The sequence below is a fragment of the Alteromonas lipotrueae genome (genome assembly GCF_019249215.1).
GTDB lineage: Bacteria > Pseudomonadota > Gammaproteobacteria > Enterobacterales > Alteromonadaceae > Alteromonas > Alteromonas lipotrueae.
Genome location: NZ_JAESDI010000013.1, coordinates 111,540 through 134,927, shown reverse-complemented (window position 1 = coordinate 134,927; position 23,388 = coordinate 111,540). Strand labels below are relative to the sequence as shown.

The following is a 23,388-nucleotide window of genomic DNA, read 5'->3' as shown; positions in this document are numbered from 1 at the left end:
TTTATGAGCATTATACTTTACGTGTAAATGCTAATTGATAAGGATGCAACAAGAGAGGCGCACAGCCTAAAGTGGCTGCACGCATAATATAAAGATGTTTTAACTCAATTAAGCGTTTTGTTTTTTAGTCATGGTTTCAAGTGCTTGCGGAATAGCATCGACATACCGCTTCACATCAGCAATTTTTCCCATACTGACTCTCGACCAATTAGTATAGGTGCGATAAATACCACGAATGTGAATATCTTTTTCGGCCATCGCCGCTCTAAATAATTCAGCATCCCCTTTACCAAGATCGACAAATACAAAGTTAGTACTTGAAGGAAGTGCAGAGAGGCCATTGGCCTTGAGACCATCCATCACTAAGCCTTTTGCTTCTATAACCTTATCTTTAACAAACGTTAGGAAGGCGTCATCATTATATGAAGCAATGGCTGCAGCTAAACCTGCTTGGTTTAATGTGTAACCACCCATGCCATAGCGATTGATCCACTCAGTGTTTTCTTCAGAAGCAATCATGTAACCAACTCGCATACCGGCTAACCCGTAAATTTTAGAAAAGGTTCGCGCAACAATAATATTGTGCCCGGCTTTTACTAACGGAATCATTGAGTTTGCTGGCGGAGCGTCAGTGAGTTCATTATAAGCTTCATCAACCAGTACTAACGTCTTTTTAGACGCTTTGATACAGAACTCTCGAAGTTTTGCAGGGTCTAGAAGGCGTCCGGTTGGGTTGTTAGGGTTGGTGATATGCACCATACCAACGCTGTCATCAATGGCGGCATACATGGCATCCAAATCGATTGCCAAATCTTTCGTGTTAGGTACCCGAACAATCTCAGGAGCACCTTGTTTCTCCGGTGCTTTTGAAGTGGTATCCCAGAAAAGATCGGGGCCTAATATTTTTCCTTTTTTGCTGGCCGCAAGAGCCGCATAAGAAAGAATAGGACTGGAGCCTGCACTTAACGAAATATTCTTAGGCGTAATGCCATGGCGCTCTGCAATCATACCTAACAGCGTCATTGCAGCAGGGTATGCATAGTAGGCTCCACCTTCAGCTGATGCGGTAGCTATTGCTTTTAATGCTGCAGGGCTTGGGCCGAAGGGGTTTTCATTGGCGTTTAGTTTAGCGATACCTGGTTTAGGGCCATATAGCACTTTAGGTGCAACGTTTGTGGCAGCTTGAAGACTCGCTGATGTGACTATGCCAGAAGCACCAATGGCGGTTGCAGCAGCACTGCCGCCCAAAAATAGGCGTCTCGAAATATTATGTGACATTGTTAATTCCTTATCTCAAATATCGTAAGTGCCTATAGGGCCTTATAAAACATAGCGCTAGAAACAATTACTAAATAAATACCAAACATTCGTTTTAATTTTTTCTCGCTGAAGTTATGCGCCATTTTCGCTCCCATTGGTGCCGTAATAATAGCCCCTATGCTAATAGCAACTAATGCGGGGATATTGATATAGCCTATCGTACCTACAGGCAGGATGGCGGCTTCAGGATGTTTCATAAACAAAAATCCGATAGCGCCGGGCAGCCCTATTAGGAAACCAACACCTGCGGCAGTGGCTACCGCTTGCTGGATTGTGCGTTGACAGATAACCATTGTAATTACCATAGGCGTACCGCCTCCAATCCCTAGAAGTGCCGAAAAGCCACCTAGTACAAAAGCGAGTACTGATTTAGCAATACCTTCAGGCATAGATAAAGCAACACCAGGGCGAATTACAAATTCTGGGAATAAGAAGTAAATAGAATAGAGCAAAACACCTGCAGCAAAAACGACCGTGAGACCATCGCTACTGGTGCTACTGGCAATAAAAATACCGCCTACTACACCCAATATTATCCAGATGCTCCATGATTTCAAAATATCAAAGTCCACCGCCCCTTTTTTATGATGAGCCATCACGGAGCGTGTGCTTGAGACCACAATAGAGGCTAAAGACGTGCCTATGGCAACTTTCACTAGCTCTTGGGATGGGGGCGTAAAGAAAGGAAATACAGCTAATAGAGCGGGAACAACAACAAACCCACCGCCATTGCCGAAAAGACCAGCAGTAATACCTGCAATAGCGCCAGTAATACAAAGAGTAACCACGAACCAGAGAAGCTCTATTTCCATGAAACTACATCTCCAGCAAATACTTCTAATAACATGAATAGACCTTTAAATTTTACTTACAAAACGAAGGGTGAAAACATAAACACCGGCATTTGCCGGTGTTTATTAAGTGGTTGTTTTTAGAATCTTGCTGCTAGGCGGGTGTAGTAGTAACCACCCTGCCAGTCGACCACGGAATCAGACCGGTAGATCCGACCGCAACAGGTTTCTCCGATTGTACCCTCGTCCGGATAGTTATCGAACAAGTTGCGTACACCCACTGATAAGGTGAGATTTTCGTTAATCAGATACGAACCTTCGATATCAAACATGAACTCAGAACCAAAGGTTTGAATAGTCTCTGGGTCTAACGTACTATCGGCAGCATTTTCGTATTCACCGTAGTAACTTAATCGCGCTACCGCAGACCAGACATCGTAACTGTGGGTTACAGAGAATACGCCGCGCATTTCAGGCGTTCCGTTTTCTAAGTCAAATTGATCTTCATCATTTAGATACTCACTCGGATCTGAGTCGAACTCGGTTTTATTATAGTTGATGGAGCCGGTTAACATGGTAGAACCGTAGGTTGATTCAATTTTATAAGTCGCAACGGCATCAACGCCTTCAGTAACAGTATCAAAAGCATTTTGGAAGAAGAATACGCCACCAATCGATGCTGCCCCTGATACACCAGCACCATCTAATGCCAAGAAGTTTTGATAGGCATCGTATCCATCAGCGTCTGGGTCGGTTACTACTGTGGTTGACACGTCACGTGTAGATACTGAATACAATCTGTCTTCTAACTTGATATTGTAATAATCAAGCGTAAAGGTTAAATCACCGTAGCTTGCAGTTAAACCAAGCGTAAAGTTAGTCGATTTCTCAGGTAGTAGTTCTTCCGCGCCTAAGGCTTGCGCCACATCGCCACCAGCAGGGAACAAGCCAGTTGCTACTGGAAAACCATCAGGTAAACGAGTAGATACGTTTGTAGTACCTTGCTGTCCTGGAGTCGGTGCTCTGAAGCCCGTACCGTATGAACTTCTTACAGCAACTACATCACTTACTTGATAAATACCAGCTACTTTATAAACCACTTCAGAACCAAAGTCTGAGTAGTCTTCATAGCGGATAGCTGCTTGTGCGAACAATTCATCAGTAATATCACCTGAAATGTCGGTATATACCGCGTAAGAGTCTCGGCTGTACGTACCAGAATAATCTGGAGAGTAGCCCGGGAAGCCGTTTGAGCCTACACCCACTACGGTATAAACCGCATCATCACTGTCGGCACAATCTAGCGTTGAACCGGTAGCTATGACGGCTAAACCAGCTGCACTAGCCGCATCTCCGTCACAGAAACCCCAGGGATCAGATGTTGCGTAAGGCCCTGCAAAGTAAGAATCTACTTCGCCTTCTGAAATCTTATAAGACTCGTCAAGATAGCTTGCCCCGAAGGCCAGTACATACTCGGCAAGGTCATAAGTGAAGTCAGCCTGAATTTGTGTTTCTTCGTTGGTTAAGTCACCGGGTTGAAATGATGTAGGTGACTCATTACCCATAGACGGGTTAATGGTGTTAGCAAGCGTGTATGAAATATCGTTGTATCCGTAACGACCACTGATGTCATAACCTAGGTCGCCAGACATTCCTTTAATACCGCCCACGAAAGAGTAGTCAGTAACTTCCCCTGAAAAACGTGGTGTAAAGCCACCAGGGAAAAATTCAGTAGGGTTCCAAATTGAACCGTCTTCTAAACGAATATCTTCAATTGTGCCATTGCCTGGATAGCGGTAGAAAAATGAACCGTCGCCTTCACTCTCTGAATAGTTACCAAAAGCATATAGTTCCATCTCTGAGGTTAACGAATACCCCGAATTAAAGAATATCCGCGTGCCACTGGAGTTGGGCTGCCCCCAAGGTTGAACTTCATCAGAACCGTGAACTGAATTCGCCATTGCAGTGGCATCTGCAATGTATTGCTCTGACTGGTCATCTACACAAAACCAAGATTCACAGTACTGTTCGCCACGGAAGGTGGCTTCGCTGTCTGAATATTCCGCTGAAATGCTTAAGAAACCATCATCACCGAGTGCGAAACCTTTGTTTCCGGTAATGGTAATTTGGTCGCCGTCACCTTCAAAATAGCTACCGTAATCAGCAGTGAACGACCCACCTTCGGTATTTTCTTTTAATTGGAAGTTGATAACACCCGCGATAGCATCTGAGCCATATTGGGCTGCCGCGCCATCGCGCAGAACTTCTACACTGCCAATTGCAGCGGTAGGTATAGTCGCGATATCAGGGCCTTGTGTACCAGAGCCCCCAATCGATACTAATGCCGCTCTGTGGCGGCGTTTAGAGTTAACTAACACCAGGGTTTTGTCGGTGGGCATGCCCCGTAAGGTTGCAGGGCGAATGAAAGTACCACCATCTGATATAGGTTGACGAGATACTGAATATGATGGAACCAATGTCATCAGTACGTTGTTCATGTCGGTGAAGGCTACTGCTTCAATATCTTCAGCACTTAATACATCAACAGGTACAGGTGAGCTAGTTACCGAGCGAGGTGCACCACGTGCGCCAACAACAGCAATTTTTTCAACATTTTGAGTATCTACTGCGGTTTCTTCAGCTTCAGCTTCTTGCGCTAACGCGAGTGGTGCTGCCAAAGATAGAGTGATTCCAGTGAACGCTAGTGCAATTGCATTATGTATCTTGTTTTTTCTCATGTGTGTTCCCTAAAACGAGCCGTTATGAGTTGTTATTCTTCACTTGGAGCAGGGACTAATGCCGCCCACGTTTGGCATAACAAGCACCACCTTGATGCATCCAGCATCTTATAAATTTTTTGTGTGGATACCTGTGTTACTACTCAGGCTAAAAATTCTTTTAAAACCGCGAAAGAAAAAAGAATATTGAGGGGTATAAGAAAATTGTTGAGGCTCTATTTAACTTATTGATCTTAATGCTCTTAATTGTTTCAGTTTGCTGATAAAAAAATAAACCCAGCTTTCGGTTTAACTTTATTTTAACAAGTGTTAGTTCAGCTTTACTGGCCTGTGGCATGTAACTTGCTGATTTCAATCTCAATAAAGCGACCTGTGCTTTATGGCGATGTGTTACAAAACTGTCATATTCGGGAAACTAGACATTGAACTCTAAGCAACTTCAGTATTTTTTGACCACAGTACACAAAGGCAGTATTGCAGGTGCAGCACGTGAGCTTGATATCGCTCAACCTGCCATTAGTCAGCAATTGGCAAGCCTCGAAAGAGAGATGGGGGCGCAGTTGTTAAGCCGAACCTTCTCTGGGGTAACGTTAACCCCAGCAGGCGATTTGTTTCTCAGCCATGCCACTAAGCTCATGGATGATATCAATACCGCTAAATCTGAACTGCGAGAGCTAGTGGGGAAAACTGCGGGTACGGTGAAAGTGGGTATGCTTCCGTCTATTGGCAATGTACTTTCTATGCCGCTTATCGCAGAGGTAAAACAAAATCATCCAAAACTGAAACTTGAAATAAGTACCGGCCCTTCCTATTCGGTAAAGGGGTGGTTAGAGGGGCGACAAGTCGATATTGCATTGACCTACGAGCAAGACGTTGACCCAAGGTTTATGACGGTATCTCCGCTGATTCGTGAAAATTTACATTTAGTGATGGCCAATCAAGCAACATCCAGTGAGTACAGCCATCTTGCTGGCAGAGAAAGTATCCCGTTTTGGGCGTTGAGCCAATTCCCTCTGTTATCGCCTGGCAATAAAGACGCATTAGGCAAACTCATCGAACATTATGAAAATGCCACGGGGGTAAGTTTGCAGCATAATTTAGCCTATTCGGGGCAGTTGATGACAGGATTGCGACAAGTTATGCAAGGAGAAGGGGTAATGATATTACCGACTTCGGCCATTTTTCATCTTGAAGAATCGGGCTTGGTTTCTACGTTAAAAATCGTTGAGCCGGAAATGCAGCGTTTGGTGCTGGCTGCGACAAACAAAACTAGCCCATTGAACGAAGCTGTATTAAAAATGCTTAAAGTGATTAAGCGAGTTGTCGCCAGTGAGCAGGCGCTGCAACACTGGCGAGGTTCCTTAGCATTTACTGATCAGTCAGAAATGAAAGGGGTGTTGGCTTCTGGAAGTCTAATGTCGAGTTGAACTGGCAGGTGGTCAGAAAAGACGCTTGCCTTTTTAGATGTCAGCTTTTTGCATTGTGAAACAGTGATGTCATCACTTACCCACACACGATCTAACGAAAAGATAGGAAATTGACTAGGAAAGGTCGGGCCTACCTTTTGTTGATTCAAGAGCTTGTTTAACGATGTGAAAGCCCGTGAAAAGAATTGCCACTCATTGAAGTCCCCTGCTAATACCAATGGCATGGGGTTGGCTTGCATCCTTTGTTCAAGATAATCATGTAACAACGCAAATTGCGAGCGGCGCTCTAGTCGCTTAAGCCCTTTATGCGTGTTAACCACGGTCAGCGGCCCCTTGTCAGTTTGCAACACTACCACTTGTACATTTCTGGGCTGTCGCCCATGCTGGCTCACATCAAAGGTTTCTTGTTCAATAACGTTGCAGCGCGACAGTACAGCGTTGCCATACCATCCGCTTAGCTCATGCAGGGCAGGAGATGACACCAAGTTGTAGACATTTTTAGCACAAATATCATCAATATCTCGCTCAATCGCACGCTCGGACGGGCGTGTATCCATCTCTTGTAAAAGTACAATGTCGGCACCCGATTCAGCTAGAAATTGCCCAATTCGTTGATAATTTTGTAACTTGTCTCTGCCCAGCCCACTATGAATGTTGTAACTAATTATGCGGCACATTCTTTACTTTCCGATGCTTCATTATCTGATGCACGCTTTTGACGATTTTCCTGATAGTAGCGAGCAAACTTTTGAGAGCCCCATATCATTAAGCCCCAAAGCACGATACCGCCTACTAAATAGCTGATGGTTTCAACTGATGGGTTGCGGAAGATTTGAGTTATAGAGTCACCTACCAGTCCTTTCGCAATCATTGGAGGGAACATGCCAAAGAAGGTACCAATTAGAAACTGGAATAAACCAATTGATGAAATACCCGCAACTAAGTTCACTAAGCTAAAAGGCGCAATAGGCAGCATTCTAATGGCTGCAACGCCCACTATTCCACTTTTTTTCAGTTTCTCATCCAATGCTTCTACCTTAGGACCACCTACCTTTCGAAGGCCTGCATCACCAGAAAGTTTACCAATAGCAAATAAAATAGCGGAGCTTAACAGTGCGCCCATGATGCCATATATTGGGCCCCAAATAGGCCCGAATATAGCGGCAACCGCTAATGACAGCACAGTAACAGGGAAGAAGAGTATACCCCCTACTACGTAAACCAATAATACCGTAGGCAGTGCAAAGTAGGTTCCTCTACTTTTTTCAAGGAACGCATTAATACTCTCACCACTTAACCACGAAATGGATTGGCTCGCCCAGAACATCAGGCCACCTAGCACAGCAATAACGGCCAGCCCCAACATAATCATAATGGTTCTACGTCTTGGGTTACGTGCAGGAAGCGCCCCGCCATCAAATGAAGGCATAGAAATTAAAGGCTCCTCCGGATCTGACAAAGAACGAAATACGTTATTTACCGACTGACTGGTGAAAACTTCATCACGGACTTCGGTTAATACATACCCGTGTGCAATTTGCCCATGGATCAATGCTTCTACTGGATATTCTTCTGCAAACAGTGCAGGCATATCTGAAATGTCTCTGCCAGTATGCTCAGCAAGTAAATCGTTACGAACATTCAAAATTGCCGCTCGGTTTAAGTCACTGTTGCCGCTAAGTACAACGTCAATTTCTGTATCTAACGTCATAGAACGGTTACTTAGGTTAGATGAGCCTATCACTAAGTATTTGTCGTCAACGGTCATTACCTTAGAATGTATGCGCTTGTAGGCTTTTCTGCCTTGTAAGTCTTCGCACGACGAGTAAGTCAACTTTACTCTTTTAGGGGCGATGTCTTTTTCAAGAATAGATTTAAATTCAATACGACTTGCCCAAAAAGCCTCACATTCGAATTTACCTTTTGGCTCATAAGAGCTCACAATAATGACGTGTAAGTCAGGGCGTGCCTTCATACGTTTGTTCAGCGCTTCAGCAATTTCCTGACGAGTAGTAAATTGATTCTCAATGTAGATAAGCGACTCGGCTTGACCGATTAAATCAAGTAGCATGGTGCGTACTTCTTGCGCTGGCTCAACTTCGTCCATAAACGGAATTGTTCTGGCTAGCGCACAGTCAACTTCCTCAAAGATAGGCGGAAAATCTTCTGGCCACGTGTCGGGGATCGGACCATCTAGAGATGTATCGGCTTGCTCTCGAATCTCTACCGGTTCACTTTCGGCAACCCGCAACCATCTCCAACGAACCAGTTTAGAAAAGTCGGCCACTACCGGACCGGAAGATACCATTTGCACGTCGTGTAGCGGGGGGTACTCACCGTCAGGCCCATCTCGTTCTTCTGATACAACGGGGTGGTCGCGGGTGTCCCAGCGGTTCGTTGAAATGTCCATGCCGCCAGAGAAAACCAGTTCATCATCAATCACGATAATCTTTTGGTGCTGACTGCCACCCATAGGGATGGTGTCATCAAGCTCGGTTTGCACGTTATCTGGGGTCTTTTCTTCCCACACTTCTTTTGCCCACATTTCTCGTTTTGAGAAAAATGCGAGAGAAGAATCCCAGCGAAGTAGGTATATGTTTAAATCGGGGTTGTTTTCTGCTTTCCATGCAAGTAAATCACTGACAACACTCGGGGCTTCACTGTTTGCTTCGTCATCACCTCTTAAAAGGCGTATACGGCTATCAATGTCCCACCCAATGATAAAAATACTGTGTTTGGCTTTTACAATAGCGCTGTGTAGCGCTTTGTAATAGTTACCACAGTCTATAAGTGGCGCAACAAAATTTGCTTTGCTGCTAACCCAACAGTTTTCACCTGGTTTGAATATATTATTGTTATCAACCATGTCGTCTCCCGAAATCGCTTCCGTGTAATAAAGTAAATATACAAGAGAAGTTGCAGGAAACGTTCCGGGTCAAAGTGGTTTTATGTTTGGACGCTAACTTATTAATAAATCTTGTTTTTAAGACGGTTTGAGTGAAGATTTTTCATTTAGTTGGAGTCGGAGAATGTAACTTTTTCATAGGAGTAGGGTAATTGAGGACTGAAGGGAAGTTGAAGGTAAAGCGCGATAATTCAGCGTAAAGCTTACAGCGAGGCCGTTTTAAGTGGTGACAGCATATAGACCAAACTAGTACCGTCCTGTCGTTTTATGCTGTCTTCATCGAACGGCTCACCTTGTTGCCACGAAAATACAATATCAGAGGAAGGCGCAATACCAATACTGGCAGTAAACATGGGCGCGCTGTCTAGTGTTTGAACATTTTTTGAAAATACTTGTTTTACCAATCTATCAGCAACCACATGAACCGAATCAATGGTGACGCCGCTTAGCATAATCGCAAACTTACTTTCGCTTATTTGCCCCGCTATATCATTTGAGCGGGTAAAATGAATAAGAGATTGACCCACTTGATAACTGGCGCTTTCACCGGCACTTGCGCCGTAGTTATCTACTACGTCTTGGTAGCCATCTATTTCAACTAACAAAATTACGTTTTCATGTTTGTCAGTTTGTTGAAGTTTCCTAATGGCTTGTTGAATAAAGTCGTCACGGGTTAGCACCACCGCGCCCGAGCTTCTAAGTGAACGAGTATAAAGTGATTGAGATACTGGCTCTGTGCTACATCGCATCAGCGATAAAACGATTAATGCAGCGCTTATCACCATCAGCATAGAAGTGAGCTGGAACAGCAACGATAAGTCATCCATACCACCAGTAATAGAATTTACCACCGACACAGTGCCATGTAAGAAAAGCGAAAAAGAGGAGATAAGCAGCAAGCGGCGAAGTAAGGCGCGTTTATCCTCTTTTACTCTATTGTCGTTATATAGCACCCCCTCGCTTAAAAGCACAAGGGCGGCACAAAAAAACATGGCCACAGATTCGGCCAGCGCAGGCATTGTCCACAATGCACATATTCCACTTACCCCTATCCCTAGTACAGGAAGCGCATGGCGGTTAAGTTTGTAGTCTTTGTGCTTCTGAAGTGACTCCAACCCCAAAAATACCTGATGGAAACCCACAACAAATGTAATGAGTCCTAAAATGAAAAAAGAAGAGGGGAGTGAAAGTAGTGTATCGCTAAGACGAGAAATTAAGCTACAGCAAAGCAAACCACTGGCAACTGACCAGTAGCGAAATATTGTCTTTTTCTGATAAACCGTTTTTATCGTGAAGTAGCCGCAAAGTGCCGCACATATCGCGATAGAAACAATAATGCAGGTGGCTAGAAAAAAGTACAACACACAGCCCTTAAGATTAATTCGAGAGAGGATTATACCAAAGTATAAAAAGAGCAATAGGGTACTCATCCTAAGGCTGGTATCGTAAATTAGATAAAGTTATTAATTTTGATACTTTATTGTGGCTATTCTATCGTTGCAGTTTTGCCGATATTCAGTTTCATCCTTCTTTCGCCTCGCTAGCTTCATTAGGATCACGGGTACTGTCACAGGTATTAAACATATCCTTTGCTTCAGTATCTTGTGCTAATACTTGGGTGAGGTCATCCATCCGCTGTTTAATTGCTACACCATAAGATTGATCGTCGCCCCACAATTCGGCAAGTAAGTTCATTGATTCAACATCATGCTCTCTAAATAACCTTCCTGCGCGCTCAGCATCTACATCATCGTTCCCCAATAATTTTAACGATTCAACCGCAAGTACCAATGCAGAGTCGAAAGTTTCTCGGTTAAAGGTGCCGACTTTCATACGAATAAGTTCATAAGCATGGCGCCTGTCCCTGGCCCGTACCGCCAACTTCAAATTTGGATAGTGTTTACGAGCAATATCGATAATTTCGATTGTTTTGTGTGGATCATCAATGGCAATAACAAGCAGATCGGCAGAATTTGCCCCTGCCGCTTCTAATAATTCTTTTCTCGCTGCGTCGCCGTAGAAGACTTTATTGCCGAATCGTCTTAACAAGTCAATTTGACTAGGGCTGTGATCAAGTACACTTACTTCATAACCTTGGGCTTTCAATAGTCGCCCTATAACTTGTCCGAATCTGCCGTAGCCCGCAATAATCACATGCCGAGAAGCTTCTATTTCCTCTGGTTTATCAAATTCAGGTGCGGATGACTTTTGGAATTTTTGTGCGCGGTCGTAAATCATTAACAGCAACGGGGTAACGACCATGGAAAGCGCTACTACTAAGGTGACAATATTGGCTTCCTCAGAACTTAAAATACTTAACTCTCGCGATAGAGAAAGTAACACGAAAGCAAATTCCCCGCCTTGTGCTAAGGCTAAAGTGAACAATAGTCGTTGACGAGAATTAATCGAAAAGAGATGGGCTAAGCCATAAAGCACTAAACCTTTAATAGCCACAAGACCAACAACTAGCAGTAATATAAGTAAACTGTTCTCAGCTAATAATCCGAAATCAATGGATGCACCAACGGTAACGAAAAATAGCCCTAGTAGCAGCCCTTTGAAGGGCTCAATATCAGCTTCAAGTTCATGTCTGAATTCACTCTCTGCAAGCACCACGCCCGCCAAGAAGGTGCCTAATGCAGGAGAAAGGCCGACGGTCTGCATCAGTAGTGCTATTGCAATCACTAAGAATAGCGCGAAAACCGTGAATATTTCTCGCATATGGGTTTGGGAGATATACCTGAATATGGGGGTGGAAATGTATTTGCCCGCCAGAATAATGGTAACAATTACGGCAATAGAAATACCCACTTTGCCCATGGCAGACCAATCCGATACCAGTGAGTGGTTAGACCCATCAACAGCACTGGCGGGAAGGAATGAGAGTAGCGGCATAAGTGCCAATATAGGAATAACGGCGATATCTTGAAATAACAGTACCGAGAAACTATTTTGGCCGGCGTCTAATTTTAACCAGCCTTTTTCTTCCAGAGATTGGATAACAATAGCGGTTGAAGAGAGCGCTAGCATCAAGCCAATTGCTAATGCGCTTTGCCAAGCAAGCCCCAATCCATAATAGGTGATGGCAAAGATAGCCCCGGTCGAGAGCAACACTTGTAGTCCACCTAACCCCACGATTGAATGCCTTAACGTCCATAATCGGGAAGGTTGTAACTCCAGGCCAATAAGAAACAGCATCATCACTACCCCAAACTCAGCGAAGTGCATCACTTCGGTTTGGTCACCCACGAGCGATAAAACGAATGGACCAATTAAAATCCCGGCAATGAGATAGCCTAGCACTGAGCCCAAACCCAAGCGTTTAGCAATAGGTACAGCAATTAGCGCAGCACCAAGGTAGATAAGAGCAAGTGTTAGCATAAGGTCTACTGCCGTCTTTTCGTTTACAGGAATGATTTATGCTATCTCAAAAACATGTCGTTAGCTTGACATTCATTAACCTGTTTTGGAGGTAACTGTTTTTAGTAAGGGATGTAAATAAAAATGCGGCGCTGTAAAGCGCCGCATTTAGGGGTAACTCAATTAACTTTGGTATTTAGAATCGATATTCAACACCGATACTTGCCTGCTTCAAATCTGTCTCAAAGTTAGTATCGTCGATATCATCTACGGCTTCTTCCGCATCTAGCTCGGCGTCATACACTGTGTATTCGGCGTTTACCAAAAAGTTTTTAGTGATGGCATAACTTAAACCTGCGCCAACGAAAAGACTTTCGTCGTCATAGTCGCTAGAAACACCGCCTAGGTTATATTCTGTTTCTGACCACAACTGTCCCGCCTTAGCGTACAGTGAAAAACGGTCTGTTATTGGAAGAATTCCTTTAATCGCCGCCGTGTACCCATCGGTATCCCCGCCAGCAATGTCGTTGCCATAGTCACCGAAGTCGATAAAACTACCTTCTACCGCAACCCACTCGTTGAACTTATAACCAACAAGTCCTTGCCATACATCTTTGTCGTCATCAAAATCGTCTTCACCTTCTACGCGAAGGTATCCGTAGTTACCACCAACATAGAAACCACTTTCGTCGAGAGAGTAGTCGTTTGACTGAGCAAAACTACCGAATGATGTAAGTGCTGCAATACCTGCAAGTGCTGTAAGTGTGTTTTTCATAATGACATCCTCGTTTTAATTTCCAACGTTCCATTAGCTTCCAATAAGGAAGATCCACGTGAAGATGAAATGCTTCACGTTTGATAACACTGACTATTCAATCGGCGTGCCAGCGTAAAATTGTCTTAAACAAGGGAAATATTGGGAAAGAGTTTCACGGTCTTACTCAGTTTTATGTTCAGGTTGCGCAATTTTTAGCCGCCGATTAAAAGTTGTACGGCATAACTTTCTTACGGTATGAAAAGAGTACATGACCCCTAAAGTGCGTAAACATACCTCAGAGCTCGATTGAGCCAACGTTTTTAAGTATCTGTTTTTGGATAAATGCCTTAATCAGTATTTCCTATCGTAGTCATTCAATTTTTTAACTGTCTTTTAAGCGGCCCTCTAACTATCTTACTTATGTGAATTAATTGTTAATCGCAAATTGCAATGGGTCGGCGAATTGCCGAACTCATGCATTTGCGGGTGTATACACATCTAAATGGGACAAAGACATGAAAATTACCAGGGTACGCAAAGCTACATTAGCGGGTTTGATTTCATTGGCGTTAGGAACGACACATACATTTGCTAACGATGAAATTAGCAAGCCAGCTGGCGCAAAAGGAACAGGCATGGTTCAGCCTTTTCAAGCAAGAACGAATAATTTTTGGTGGCCAGAACAATTAAACTTATCTCAACTTCGTGACCACGACAGTCGCTCAAACCCACTCGGTGACGATTTCGATTATGCAAAAGCATTCTCTTCACTCGATTTAGACCAAGTTAAAGCGGATGTGAATGAACTGCTGACTACTTCGCAAGATTGGTGGCCTGCTGATTATGGAAACTATGGCCCTTTCTTTATCCGACTTTCATGGCATAGTGCGGGGACATATCGTACGTTAGATGGTCGAGGCGGGGGCGATGGTGGCCAAATGCGTTTCGACCCGCTCAATAGCTGGCCTGATAATGCAAGCCTAGATAAAGCGCGCCGATTGCTTTGGCCAATAAAGCAAAAGTACGGGAAAGCATTATCATGGGGTGATCTTATGATACTTGCCGGCACGGTAGGTATGGAAAACATGGGTTTTGATACCTATGGTTATGCGGGTGGTCGTACCGACGATTGGGAACCTGATATGGTTTATTGGGGGCCTGAAGTAGAAATGCTCGCTAGCGATCGGGAAGAAAAAGGCGGAGAGTTACAACGTCCATTAGGCGCGACTCACATGGGTTTAATTTACGTTAACCCAGAAGGCCCTAAAGGTGTACCTGATCCTTTGGGTTCAGCGAAGAACATTCGTACCGCGTTTAAGCGTATGGCCATGAATGATGAAGAAACAGTGGCGCTAATTGCTGGTGGGCATACTTTCGGTAAAATGCACGGCGCTCACAAGCCTGCGGACTGTTTAGAAGCAGAACCCGGTGGCGCAGGTGTGGAAGAACAAGGCCTTGGTTGGAAGAACAATTGTGGTAAAGGACATTCTGAAGATACAGTTACCAGTGGTTTAGAAGGTGCTTGGACACAACTTCCAACACGTTGGACTAGTTTATACCTACAAAACTTGCTTGGCTTTGAGTGGAAACAAACTCGCAGCCCTGCAGGCGCTATTCAATGGATACCGACTGATGAGTCGGCGCAAACTGCAGTGCCAGACGCTCATGTAGAAGGGAAGCGACATGCGCCGGTTATGACAACGGCCGATCTAGCGCTTAAGTACGACCCTGAATATCGCAAGATAGCAGAACGCTTCCTTGCTGATCCAAAAGAATATCAAACTGCCTTTGCCAAAGCCTGGTTCAAGCTCACCCATCGAGATATGGGCCCTAAAGCACGTTATCTTGGTAATGATATTCCTGAAGAAAATTTTGTATGGCAAGATCCGGTAACTCATGCTGATCACAAGCTCGTTAGTGATGGCGACGCGAAAAAGTTAAAAGCGACTATTTTAGAGTCGGGCCTTAGCGTACAACAGTTGGTTAAAACAGCCTGGGGCTCGGCGGCAAGTTTTCGAGCATCTGACTACCGAGGTGGTGCAAATGGCGCTCGTATTGCACTTGCACCACAAATGGATTGGTCAGTAAATGAACCTGAAACCGTTAAAGCCGTGATCGCTAAATTAAAAGAGATCCAAAAAGACTTTAATGGCAAAAAGTCATCAAGCCCTAAAATTTCGTTGGCTGACCTAATTGTATTAGCAGGTGGGGCGGCTATTGAAAAAGCGGCTGCCGATGCAGGCGTTGAGATTTCGGTGCCGTTCGTACCAGGGCGAGGTGATGCAACCCAAGCGCAAACTGATGTGAACTCGTTCTCTCTGTTAGAGCCTACGGCTGATGCATTCCGCAACTTTTATAATGCAGATGCAAGCTATCGTTCACCTGCAGAAATGTTGGTAGATAAAGCAGACCAACTAAACTTAACCGTGCCAGAAATGACAGTGTTAATTGGTGGTATGCGTTCATTAGGTGCGAACAATGGCAATAGCACCCATGGTGTTTTCACAAATAATGTGGGTACACTCAATAATGATTTCTTTACTACATTACTTGATATGAATGTGAAGTGGAGAAAAACAGACGACGCCGCTGTTTATGAGGGCATAAACCGTAAAACGGGTGAGGTACTCTACTCAGCTACACCTGTTGATTTAGTGTTTGGTTCAAATAGTGAATTGCGTGCGGTGTCTGAAGTTTACGCTTACGACAACGCGAAAACTAAATTTGTAGAGGATTTTGTAGATGCGTGGACAAAAGTGATGACCCTCGATCGCTTCGATTTACGTCATGACTTAAGCAGCCCATTAAATAAGTAATATTTAAGGCTAACTTACTGAATAAAAACGCGGGCATTGTTTAAGTGCCCGCGTTTTTTCTTGCTAAGAAATAAAAGGAAACACTAAAAGGCGTTAAAAAGATACCCAAGATTAACGCTGCACCTCTCGCCAACTTTCTATACACTGAATAGCTTAAATAAAAAACAATGCGCGCTTTAGCGGTGTCGTAAGTCACCTAATATTGATTGCATAGTTGTGGTTATGAAAAAATGACAGCCAAAAATGTGAAGACAGAGTAGTAAAGGTTGAGTAGTAACCTCAAAGTAATGACAAAATTCAGTGATTGAGAGCAACTGATGTACCCTAAAAACGCATAAACCATCAAGCATACCTAAGTATTTAACAAATAATCATGGCAACTATACAGCGACAGCTCGTTAACCTAGAAATACTGGCCGAGGATTTGGATTCACTTTCAAGTGAGCAATATGGAGGTGAGCAGCATATTAGGCTAATTGAAGAATATAAAGAAGCGCTTGAGCACTTATCAGTTAGTGCAAAACCAGAAACGGAAAGTGGCTTTAAAAAAAGGCTGGCTACGTCTACTTTGGCCCACGTTCTAGAAAGCAAGCAGATGATAGGCGTACATCTAAAACTCATTGGTTATGTGCTAACCTTTTGGGATGCAAATCAAAAGGCCAATCAAATTTTAGACAGTAACTTTGGTGAAAATGCCGATAAACGCTTAGAGTTACTTCAAGTAAAAGCCATAAGAGCCAAGTCTCAATTAAAAACGGTGGCTAATGCCATGGGGCAGGCCGATTATCAGAAGTTTATCGACCTGCTAAATTTACGCGATGCTCAATGGCAGTGGGATGTACTACTCTCTCGCTACTAGGGAGTGGTATTACGAATACCAATACCATTTTCGTTAACCACACGCACTTCACGTTGAGGGAAGGGGATTTCAATTTGGTGCTCTCGCAGGGTTTCGAATACGGTTAATAGAAGGTCACCGCCAACGCGATTTTTCCCGTCATCAACGCCATCCATCCAAAACTCAACAAACATATTAACGCCTGAGTCACCAAAACTGTCAATTTCGCAATCAGGCAGTTCTTCAAAGGGTATACCTTCCCCGCTAATGACCTGAGGGTGTTGAGCTACAGCCTCTTTTATAATCTCTACCATTGCTCGAATATCAGTTTTATAAGCGACTGAAAAGTCGATGCGGTAACGCTGTTTGGGATCTTTATGGGTCCAGTTTATTAATAATGAGCTAATAAACTTCTCGTTAGGCACGAGAATATCTTTACCATCGAAGGTTTCCAGTACTGCATAGCGCATTTTAAATTCGCGCACTATACCTTTTTGGCCGTCTTCAAGTTCTACGAAATCACCTACCGTTAGAGACCTATCAAGCAATATGATAATGCCTGATATAAAGTTAGAAGCGATAGATTGCAGCCCCAAACCTAACCCCACGCCCAGCGCACCACCGAATACCGCTAAGGCTGTTAGGTTTATTCCCATTACGTTTAGTAGTAGCAGGAATACAATGCAAAATAAGGCAACTTCAAAGAGCTTGGCGAACACTTCTTTGGTAGACACATCTAGCGTGGTGTGGCTGCGAATAATGTCTTTTCCAAGAGTATTAGATGCTCGACCTAACCAAAACAACAACCCGCCAAAGAGAAATACACGCGTTATTCCATAAGCTGAAATTTCGACATTTCCAATCGATAGTGACATCGATTCCAACGCACCGGTAACAATAGGTAATACGCCGATTAAATGTAAAAATAAAATAGGCAAACCTATCCATCGCATGAAACCTGCGAAAACGGGGTTGTCGATGAATCCTCTGATCAAGGAAGCAACAAATAGCATGACTGCCACTACAACAGCTATTTCAAGTACCCACGCGTCGAACTGAAACTGCTCTCCCAAAACAGTAGTCAGCTTCAGTATGCTGATGGTAATCACGGGAAACAGTGTTCCGCCAAGTTTGAATAGCATGTTGTGTAGTGTATGACTGCCGCTTTGTGGCGTTTCTCGTGTGAACTTAAAAGGCCTTCTAACCTGCCTTGCTAGAATGAAGGCAAGAGCGTATATCACCACAATAAGCATTACTTGAATAAGAAATGTCGAGGTATACACCGATGCTTGTATCAGTGTCCATTTTTCTTGAAGAAAGTCGAAAAACGTATTTAGGATCATTTGATTATAATTCGCAAAACCATGACGAGCAGAATACTCGAAATTATAGACTAAACAATAGCGCGCTTTTTAAACTGTATTTTGCATGCCGTAAAGCAAATCCGTACACCGAATGCGTATTTAAATAAAAGCAATCGAGTAGAAGAAGGTAACGGTATATTCATCTACTGCTTATTGGTAATGTTTATTGGTAATGCGCTTTCTTGTTTGTGGTTGACAAAGTGGCGTGATGTTTATATATTTTTAGCTGAAGTTAACGGGTCTAATGCTGACGCGCTAATTTTCAGATACCCGTATTAGTAAAAACAGATTTACTCAAATACAAACTCATACAAGAAAAACAAAAATACTCTGAGTACCCTAGTAAGTAACAGGCTTCGAAAGAAGCCTGTTTTGTTTGTGATTTACGTAAAAACGGTTTTCACCAAGGCCGGTGCTTTATTTACTGAGATGAGAAATTGAATATAAGCCTCTAGTCTCATCTGTTTTCCGTTTAATCTCTTCTAACTCCTTTGCTTCACTTGCATCAAATAACGCATTTATAAGGCGATTAAAATGGCTATGCATTGCTTTACGTGCCGCTGCAGTATCTCTATTAGCGATTGCGTTGAAAATTTCTGTGTGCTCATTTATTCGTTGTTCTACACCTTGAGAGCAAACGTCGTTATAGGCCGCTACTATTTCGGGCGTTGATCGGCGAAGTTCCCATAGGTTTTCAACCGAAAGTTGCACCGCATGGTTATGTGTGGCTTGGGAAATAATATGGTGAAAGCGCTGGTCTGCCTCATCTGCAGTATCTGGGGCGGCCATATCTAATAAGGCCTTTTCAAGCGCAGAAACCTCGTCGTCGCTTATTGTGGATGCGGCAAGTGCAGCCGCTTCTCCTTCAATCAATGCTCTGGCTTGGGTCAGCTCAAAGGCACTAATAGGCTTTGCTGAGTGCTGGGCATTTTTTTGCGCGGTTACATAAACCCCAGACCCCGTTTTTACTTCCACTCGTTCGCGAACTTCCAGCGCGATTATCGCCTCGCGAATAGTAGGGCGGCTCACATTATAGGTCTCCGCAAGCTCTCGTTCAGCTGGCAGTCGACTCCCTGCTGGACATATACCTTGATCGATTAAGTCTTCGAGTTTTTCTACAATACTCCAGAAAAGCCGGCGAGATTTCATGATTTAACCTTATTTAAATATATTGGTAACGTCGCTGTTACACGGATTGTAGCCTGAAAGTGTGCCTATTCGCAAAGTGCAAGAAATATCCTGGTGCCAATCACGATTATATGCACGAATAAACCTCGAGTTATTTGCTCTTGGTAATAACAAATACTTTCTATGGTAAAATAAATTGGTTGTATTTGGGCGCTCAATTGGTTAGATTGTGTTTTTCGTGTGACATTTCTTTTACACAAAGCGAAGATCGTAAATGGCTTATATGGCCATGGTTGGCGAGCAAATAGTGAAATCAGTATCGGTTCAGTGTAATTAGGCTAAATAGCGTTGATAATCCCATAAATGTGAGGATTAGGTAAGTGAAGTCTATCTGGTACCAACAAGATTTAGCTAGCCCTCGGATTGAACGGCTACTTCGTTGAGTAGACAGTGCATATTAAATTGGAGTCTGTGTAGCATGAGAGTTGGTTTTATTGGCGAATGTATGTCAGAGCTTAGAGAAGCTGAAAACGGCTTACTCTCTCAAGGATTCGCAGGTGACACTTATAATTCAGCTGTTTATATGAAACGTACGTTTCCCCAACATGACGTTTATTACATTAGTGCCGTTGGCAACGATGCGTTAAGTGATGAAATGGTCATGCATGCTGTAAATGAAGGGATAAATCCGCGATTTATAGGCAGGCATGTAGAGAAGCATCTAGGTCTCTACCGCATATATACAGATGATAGTGGTGAACGCTCATTCGTTTATTGGCGTTCGGATTCTGCAGCAAAAAGCATGATGCAAACCCTCGATAGCAACGATATTGCCGCAATGACCGCCTTCGACATGGTGTTGTTTAGTGGAATAAGCTTAGCGATAATAAACGAAGAAGATCTCTCAACGTATTTCTCTTTGTTAGCCCGGTTAAAATCGGCGGGTGTTAAGTTAGTCTTTGATATCAACCACCGCCCCTCGTTGTGGAAAAGTAAAGATGACGCTAAGCGTCTTTATGCAAAAGCTTATGAGTTAGCAGACATTATTCTTCCCGGTATTGAAGACTTCGATTTCTTGTATGGCATAGACACTATTGACGAGACACTGAAATTTTTAAGTGATTACACCTTCGATGAAGTGATTATAAAAAATGGAAGTGACGCTGTTACCGTTATTAATCAGCAGGGCGATATCTCTCAAGTTCCGCTTACGCCAGTTGAGAATGTCGTAGATACAACATCTGCAGGAGATGCCTTCAACGGCGTTTACCTTGGGGCAAGACTAGAAGATTCGTCGCAAAAAGAAGCAGTCGAGAAAGCATCCAAGAGTGCGGGGTTTGTTATCCAGCAAAAAGGCGCCATTGTGGATGCCACCGCTTATAGCCTCTTTAGTCAAAATTTAACCTGATCCTTACGCAAAATTACACAGAGAAAATTATGAATTCTATATCTTCAATTATGGGAGAGCAGAAGCTTTTACCTATTATCCAAGTCAATAATGCAGACGACGGTGTAGATATCGCAAAAGCGATGTATGAAGCGAACTTGCGCACGGTAGAAGTCGTACTTCGTTCAGAAAAGTCAGCCGAAGCAATTACAGCGATAAAAGCTGCTCTACCTGAGATGATTGTAAGTGCGGGCACCATTATTGATGAAACATCATTGCAAATTGCTAAAGACGCAGGCGCTGATTTCATTGTGACGCCAGCTGTCACCGAGCGCTTACTCACTGCATTAACAGCCTGTGGTTTACCTGTGTTACCTGGCGTTTCCACTGTTGCTGATATTGTATTAGCAAGAGAGCATGGCTTTCGTGAAATGAAGTTGTTCCCTGCATCTCTATCTGGCGGCGCAGCGTTTTTAAAAGCGGTAGGCGGATTGTTTAAAGATACACGCTTCTGTCCAACCGGCGGTGTGTCAGAAAGTAACTATCAAGATTATTTATCCATGAGCAATATTTTTGCTGTGGGTGGAACTTGGGTAGCAAAGCCTGAGTGGGTTGAGGCGAAAAACTGGCAAGCCATCACACAAGCATGCCTAGACGTTAAATAGCAAAAGAAATCGTCTATTCTACAAATTACTGCCAGAGTGAGGGGATCACTTTTACTTCTGGTAGCTCATCGTGTTCCGTTCTAAATAATTATCTCTTAACTTACTGCCCAAACTGGCGAAAAGTGGATTTTAGATTAATAATCACTAGATGCTTGTGATAGTTAATTTCACACTTGTTTGCTTATAAGGTTTCCCTTTGGTTAGTCGGTTCACATTACTGTTTATAATCGAGAGTTTTATCTCCTTTGGAGCCACCGCCAAAACTTCAAATGATTTACAATTTTCTGGGTTTGCGCGATTGGTTGGCGGTTACTTATCTACCGATGAAGCTAAGTACGAGGGCTATAATAATTCGGTAAGCTTCTCTGAAAAATCCTTAGCAGCACTGCAAGCCGATTATATTATTAATGATTACTTTTCTCTGTCTGGACAATTATTATGGCATAGCGATGAGACGAGAAAATCGGGTGTGGAATGGCTGTATTTAACCTACCAACCTAACGCATCTTGGCAGTTTAACCTTGGGCAAATACGCACGCCTTTTTTGAAATATTCTGATGTGATAGACGTTGGTTTCGCTTATCCATGGTTAAATGCGCCGCAGCAACTTTACAGCAGCTACCTGTTTTCCCAGTACAAAGGCGTGAATGCGCGTTACCTAGGTTCATTTAATGAGGTCGCCTTTTCCTTAGAAGCTTACTGGGGGAACTACAGTGATGAAATACACTCCAGCGGAACGGCTTTTGATGTTACTGTCGATGGCATGTATGGTGGAGTAGTAGAAATAAGTTACCGAGGTTTTCAATTTCGAACTGCCACTATACACGCGAACGATACCGACACCGATTTAACCGAGTTGGATCCATTAATTCAAGGCTTACGCGCCGCAGGCTTTCCCGACACCGCAGATATCTTGGATATTGACGGTGGAGCCACCTCTTATCTGTTCGGTATCAGCTACGACTCGCTGAATTGGTTTGCTTCTGCTGAATGGATGTCGGTTAAATCAGACTTAGACATTCTAGGCGGTATCGACAGTTTTTATGTTACTTTTGGTTATTACTTCGATGAAGTGTTAGTACACGCCACCGTGGGCTCATCTCGCCAATCTTTAAACGATATTGAAAACCCGATCCCTGTTGGCATTGCACCGCAACTTGATGCGCTTCATTTCGCTGTGGAGGAAGTAAAAACGTACTTTCCAACGGATGACTTAGACTCATTAACGTTAGGGGCCCGGTGGGATTTTCGAAACGATTTAGCGTTAAAAGCTGAAGTGTCTTTTTTAAAAGGAAAAGAAGGAAAAACATCGTTTTTTGAATTAGATGTCATCGGTTCTGATTTTGACCGGCGAGCCACACTGTATCAGCTAGGCCTAGAGTGGGTGTTTTAATGTCGAAATTTGCCTTCGCTATATTCATCATCTCCTTTATTTTTTGTGCGGTTGCCCAAGAGCGCGAGCGAGTGGTAGTGGTTGCGCATTTAGCTGATCAACCTGTTTCCTTGAGTAAAGGGGAAATCCGCAATATCTTCATGGGGGGAGTATCGGAATCTAATCTTACTCCCGTAGAAATTGCGAGCGGCTCCCATATTCGGGTTGTCTTCAACACGTATGTTATAGGGCTACCTGAATCTAGAATTCAGTCTTACTGGGCACAGATGAAGTTCAGCGGTAGGAATAAGCCACCCACCAGTGTTGGTAATGTTGATGAGATGATAAGTTACTTAAATGAAAACGAAGCCAGCATAGGTTATTTACCTGAAGGCGTTGAGCTTCCAGATAGTCTTACTGTTATTTTTATAACAGATTAGTGTTAATCAGCCTCGTATCCAGTGGTTTTGTAGGCTGCATAAATATTTCCTAATACTTAAGTCTGGCTGGTAATTGTTAG

Annotated in this window: 17 protein-coding genes; 7 read left to right on the top strand and 10 right to left on the bottom strand. The window is 43.5% G+C overall.

Annotation, left to right across the window (positions count from 1 at the left end):
- Positions 1 to 108 precede the first annotated feature (108 nt).
- From JKP82_RS15985 to JKP82_RS15975, 3 genes are all read right to left on the bottom strand, one after another.
- Entirely contained in the window at positions 109 to 1,278 is a 1,170-nt protein-coding gene (locus tag JKP82_RS15985; protein WP_159533205.1) for a pyridoxal phosphate-dependent aminotransferase, read from the bottom strand.
- A 32-nt stretch (positions 1,279 to 1,310) separates the two neighbouring features.
- Entirely contained in the window at positions 1,311 to 2,132 is an 822-nt protein-coding gene (locus JKP82_RS15980) for a sulfite exporter TauE/SafE family protein (protein ID WP_159533203.1), read from the bottom strand.
- A gap of 119 nt (positions 2,133 to 2,251) precedes the next feature.
- Positions 2,252 to 4,849: a TonB-dependent receptor plug domain-containing protein gene (locus JKP82_RS15975; protein ID WP_159533201.1), complete on the bottom strand. Its 2,598-nt coding sequence runs from the start codon at positions 4,847 to 4,849 to the stop codon at positions 2,252 to 2,254.
- A 422-nt stretch (positions 4,850 to 5,271) separates the two neighbouring features.
- Here JKP82_RS15975 and JKP82_RS15970 point away from each other — a divergent pair, with 422 nt between their 5' ends.
- The gene (locus tag JKP82_RS15970) at positions 5,272 to 6,276 is read left to right on the top strand and encodes a LysR family transcriptional regulator (RefSeq protein WP_159533199.1); all 1,005 of its coding nucleotides are present in this window, start codon (positions 5,272 to 5,274) and stop codon (positions 6,274 to 6,276) included.
- Here JKP82_RS15970 and JKP82_RS15965 read toward each other — a convergent pair.
- The 5 genes from JKP82_RS15965 to JKP82_RS15945 form a co-directional block, all read right to left on the bottom strand.
- Complete coding sequence (locus JKP82_RS15965) at positions 6,225 to 6,953, bottom strand: endonuclease/exonuclease/phosphatase family protein (RefSeq protein WP_218397800.1); 729 nt, start codon at positions 6,951 to 6,953, stop codon at positions 6,225 to 6,227. The two genes, JKP82_RS15970 and JKP82_RS15965, sit on opposite strands and share 52 nt — an antisense overlap.
- Positions 6,941 to 9,142, bottom strand: a complete 2,202-nt coding sequence (locus JKP82_RS15960) for a VTT domain-containing protein (RefSeq protein WP_159533195.1) — start codon at positions 9,140 to 9,142, stop codon at positions 6,941 to 6,943. Before JKP82_RS15960 ends, JKP82_RS15965 begins: the two co-directional genes overlap by 13 nt.
- Positions 9,143 to 9,384: 242 nt before the next feature.
- On the bottom strand, positions 9,385 to 10,545 hold the full coding sequence (locus JKP82_RS15955; protein WP_218397798.1) for a GGDEF domain-containing protein: 1,161 nt from the start codon (positions 10,543 to 10,545) through the stop codon (positions 9,385 to 9,387).
- A gap of 157 nt (positions 10,546 to 10,702) precedes the next feature.
- Entirely contained in the window at positions 10,703 to 12,562 is a 1,860-nt protein-coding gene (locus JKP82_RS15950; RefSeq protein ID WP_218397795.1) for a monovalent cation:proton antiporter-2 (CPA2) family protein, read from the bottom strand.
- A 175-nt stretch (positions 12,563 to 12,737) separates the two neighbouring features.
- The gene (locus JKP82_RS15945; RefSeq protein WP_126872617.1) at positions 12,738 to 13,316 is read right to left on the bottom strand and encodes a porin family protein; all 579 of its coding nucleotides are present in this window, start codon (positions 13,314 to 13,316) and stop codon (positions 12,738 to 12,740) included.
- Positions 13,317 to 13,813: 497 nt separating this feature from the next.
- Between JKP82_RS15945 and katG the strand changes: the two genes are divergently transcribed.
- Complete coding sequence (gene katG, locus JKP82_RS15940) at positions 13,814 to 16,114, top strand: catalase/peroxidase HPI (protein ID WP_159533189.1); 2,301 nt, start codon at positions 13,814 to 13,816, stop codon at positions 16,112 to 16,114.
- 373 nt (positions 16,115 to 16,487) lie between these two features.
- Positions 16,488 to 16,973 (top strand): hypothetical protein, encoded by a 486-nt coding sequence (locus JKP82_RS15935; RefSeq protein WP_159533187.1) that lies wholly within the window; start codon positions 16,488 to 16,490, stop codon positions 16,971 to 16,973.
- Here the strand turns inward: JKP82_RS15935 and JKP82_RS15930 are convergent.
- A complete protein-coding gene (locus tag JKP82_RS15930; protein ID WP_159533185.1) occupies positions 16,970 to 18,295 on the bottom strand; it encodes a mechanosensitive ion channel family protein in 1,326 nt (441 codons plus the stop codon). The genes JKP82_RS15935 and JKP82_RS15930 overlap by 4 nt on opposite strands.
- A gap of 438 nt (positions 18,296 to 18,733) precedes the next feature.
- The gene (locus JKP82_RS15925) at positions 18,734 to 19,465 is read right to left on the bottom strand and encodes a FadR/GntR family transcriptional regulator (RefSeq protein ID WP_159533183.1); all 732 of its coding nucleotides are present in this window, start codon (positions 19,463 to 19,465) and stop codon (positions 18,734 to 18,736) included.
- Positions 19,466 to 19,922: 457 nt separating this feature from the next.
- On the opposite strand from JKP82_RS15925, the gene JKP82_RS15920 reads away from it, so the two are divergent.
- From JKP82_RS15920 to JKP82_RS15905, 4 genes are all read left to right on the top strand, one after another.
- On the top strand, positions 19,923 to 20,852 hold the full coding sequence (locus tag JKP82_RS15920; protein ID WP_218397794.1) for a sugar kinase: 930 nt from the start codon (positions 19,923 to 19,925) through the stop codon (positions 20,850 to 20,852).
- A gap of 29 nt (positions 20,853 to 20,881) precedes the next feature.
- Complete coding sequence (gene eda, locus JKP82_RS15915; protein WP_159533179.1) at positions 20,882 to 21,496, top strand: bifunctional 4-hydroxy-2-oxoglutarate aldolase/2-dehydro-3-deoxy-phosphogluconate aldolase; 615 nt, start codon at positions 20,882 to 20,884, stop codon at positions 21,494 to 21,496.
- 196 nt (positions 21,497 to 21,692) lie between these two features.
- Positions 21,693 to 22,889, top strand: coding sequence for a TonB-dependent receptor (locus JKP82_RS15910; protein WP_159533177.1), 1,197 nt, complete (start codon positions 21,693 to 21,695; stop codon positions 22,887 to 22,889).
- A complete protein-coding gene (locus tag JKP82_RS15905) occupies positions 22,889 to 23,308 on the top strand; it encodes a hypothetical protein (protein ID WP_159533175.1) in 420 nt (139 codons plus the stop codon). Before JKP82_RS15910 ends, JKP82_RS15905 begins: the two co-directional genes overlap by 1 nt.
- Positions 23,309 to 23,388 lie beyond the last annotated feature (80 nt).

What these genes read in the sequence shown, in the direction of transcription:
- JKP82_RS15985 (WP_159533205.1), bottom strand. Translation starts at nt 1,278, where the DNA reads ATGTCACATAATATTTCGAGACGCCTATTTTTGGGCGGCAGTGCTGCT.
- JKP82_RS15980 (WP_159533203.1), bottom strand. Translation starts at nt 2,132, where the DNA reads ATGGAAATAGAGCTTCTCTGGTTCGTGGTTACTCTTTGTATTACTGGC.
- JKP82_RS15975 (WP_159533201.1), bottom strand. Translation starts at nt 4,849, where the DNA reads ATGAGAAAAAACAAGATACATAATGCAATTGCACTAGCGTTCACTGGA.
- JKP82_RS15965 (WP_218397800.1), bottom strand. Translation starts at nt 6,953, where the DNA reads ATGTGCCGCATAATTAGTTACAACATTCATAGTGGGCTGGGCAGAGAC.
- JKP82_RS15960 (WP_159533195.1), bottom strand. Translation starts at nt 9,142, where the DNA reads ATGGTTGATAACAATAATATATTCAAACCAGGTGAAAACTGTTGGGTT.
- JKP82_RS15950 (WP_218397795.1), bottom strand. Translation starts at nt 12,562, where the DNA reads ATGCTAACACTTGCTCTTATCTACCTTGGTGCTGCGCTAATTGCTGTA.
- JKP82_RS15945 (WP_126872617.1), bottom strand. Translation starts at nt 13,316, where the DNA reads ATGAAAAACACACTTACAGCACTTGCAGGTATTGCAGCACTTACATCA.
- katG (WP_159533189.1), top strand. Translation starts at nt 13,814, where the DNA reads ATGAAAATTACCAGGGTACGCAAAGCTACATTAGCGGGTTTGATTTCA.
- JKP82_RS15935 (WP_159533187.1), top strand. Translation starts at nt 16,488, where the DNA reads ATGGCAACTATACAGCGACAGCTCGTTAACCTAGAAATACTGGCCGAG.
- JKP82_RS15930 (WP_159533185.1), bottom strand. Translation starts at nt 18,295, where the DNA reads ATGATCCTAAATACGTTTTTCGACTTTCTTCAAGAAAAATGGACACTG.
- JKP82_RS15925 (WP_159533183.1), bottom strand. Translation starts at nt 19,465, where the DNA reads ATGAAATCTCGCCGGCTTTTCTGGAGTATTGTAGAAAAACTCGAAGAC.
- JKP82_RS15920 (WP_218397794.1), top strand. Translation starts at nt 19,923, where the DNA reads ATGAGAGTTGGTTTTATTGGCGAATGTATGTCAGAGCTTAGAGAAGCT.
- eda (WP_159533179.1), top strand. Translation starts at nt 20,882, where the DNA reads ATGAATTCTATATCTTCAATTATGGGAGAGCAGAAGCTTTTACCTATT.
- JKP82_RS15905 (WP_159533175.1), top strand. Translation starts at nt 22,889, where the DNA reads ATGTCGAAATTTGCCTTCGCTATATTCATCATCTCCTTTATTTTTTGT.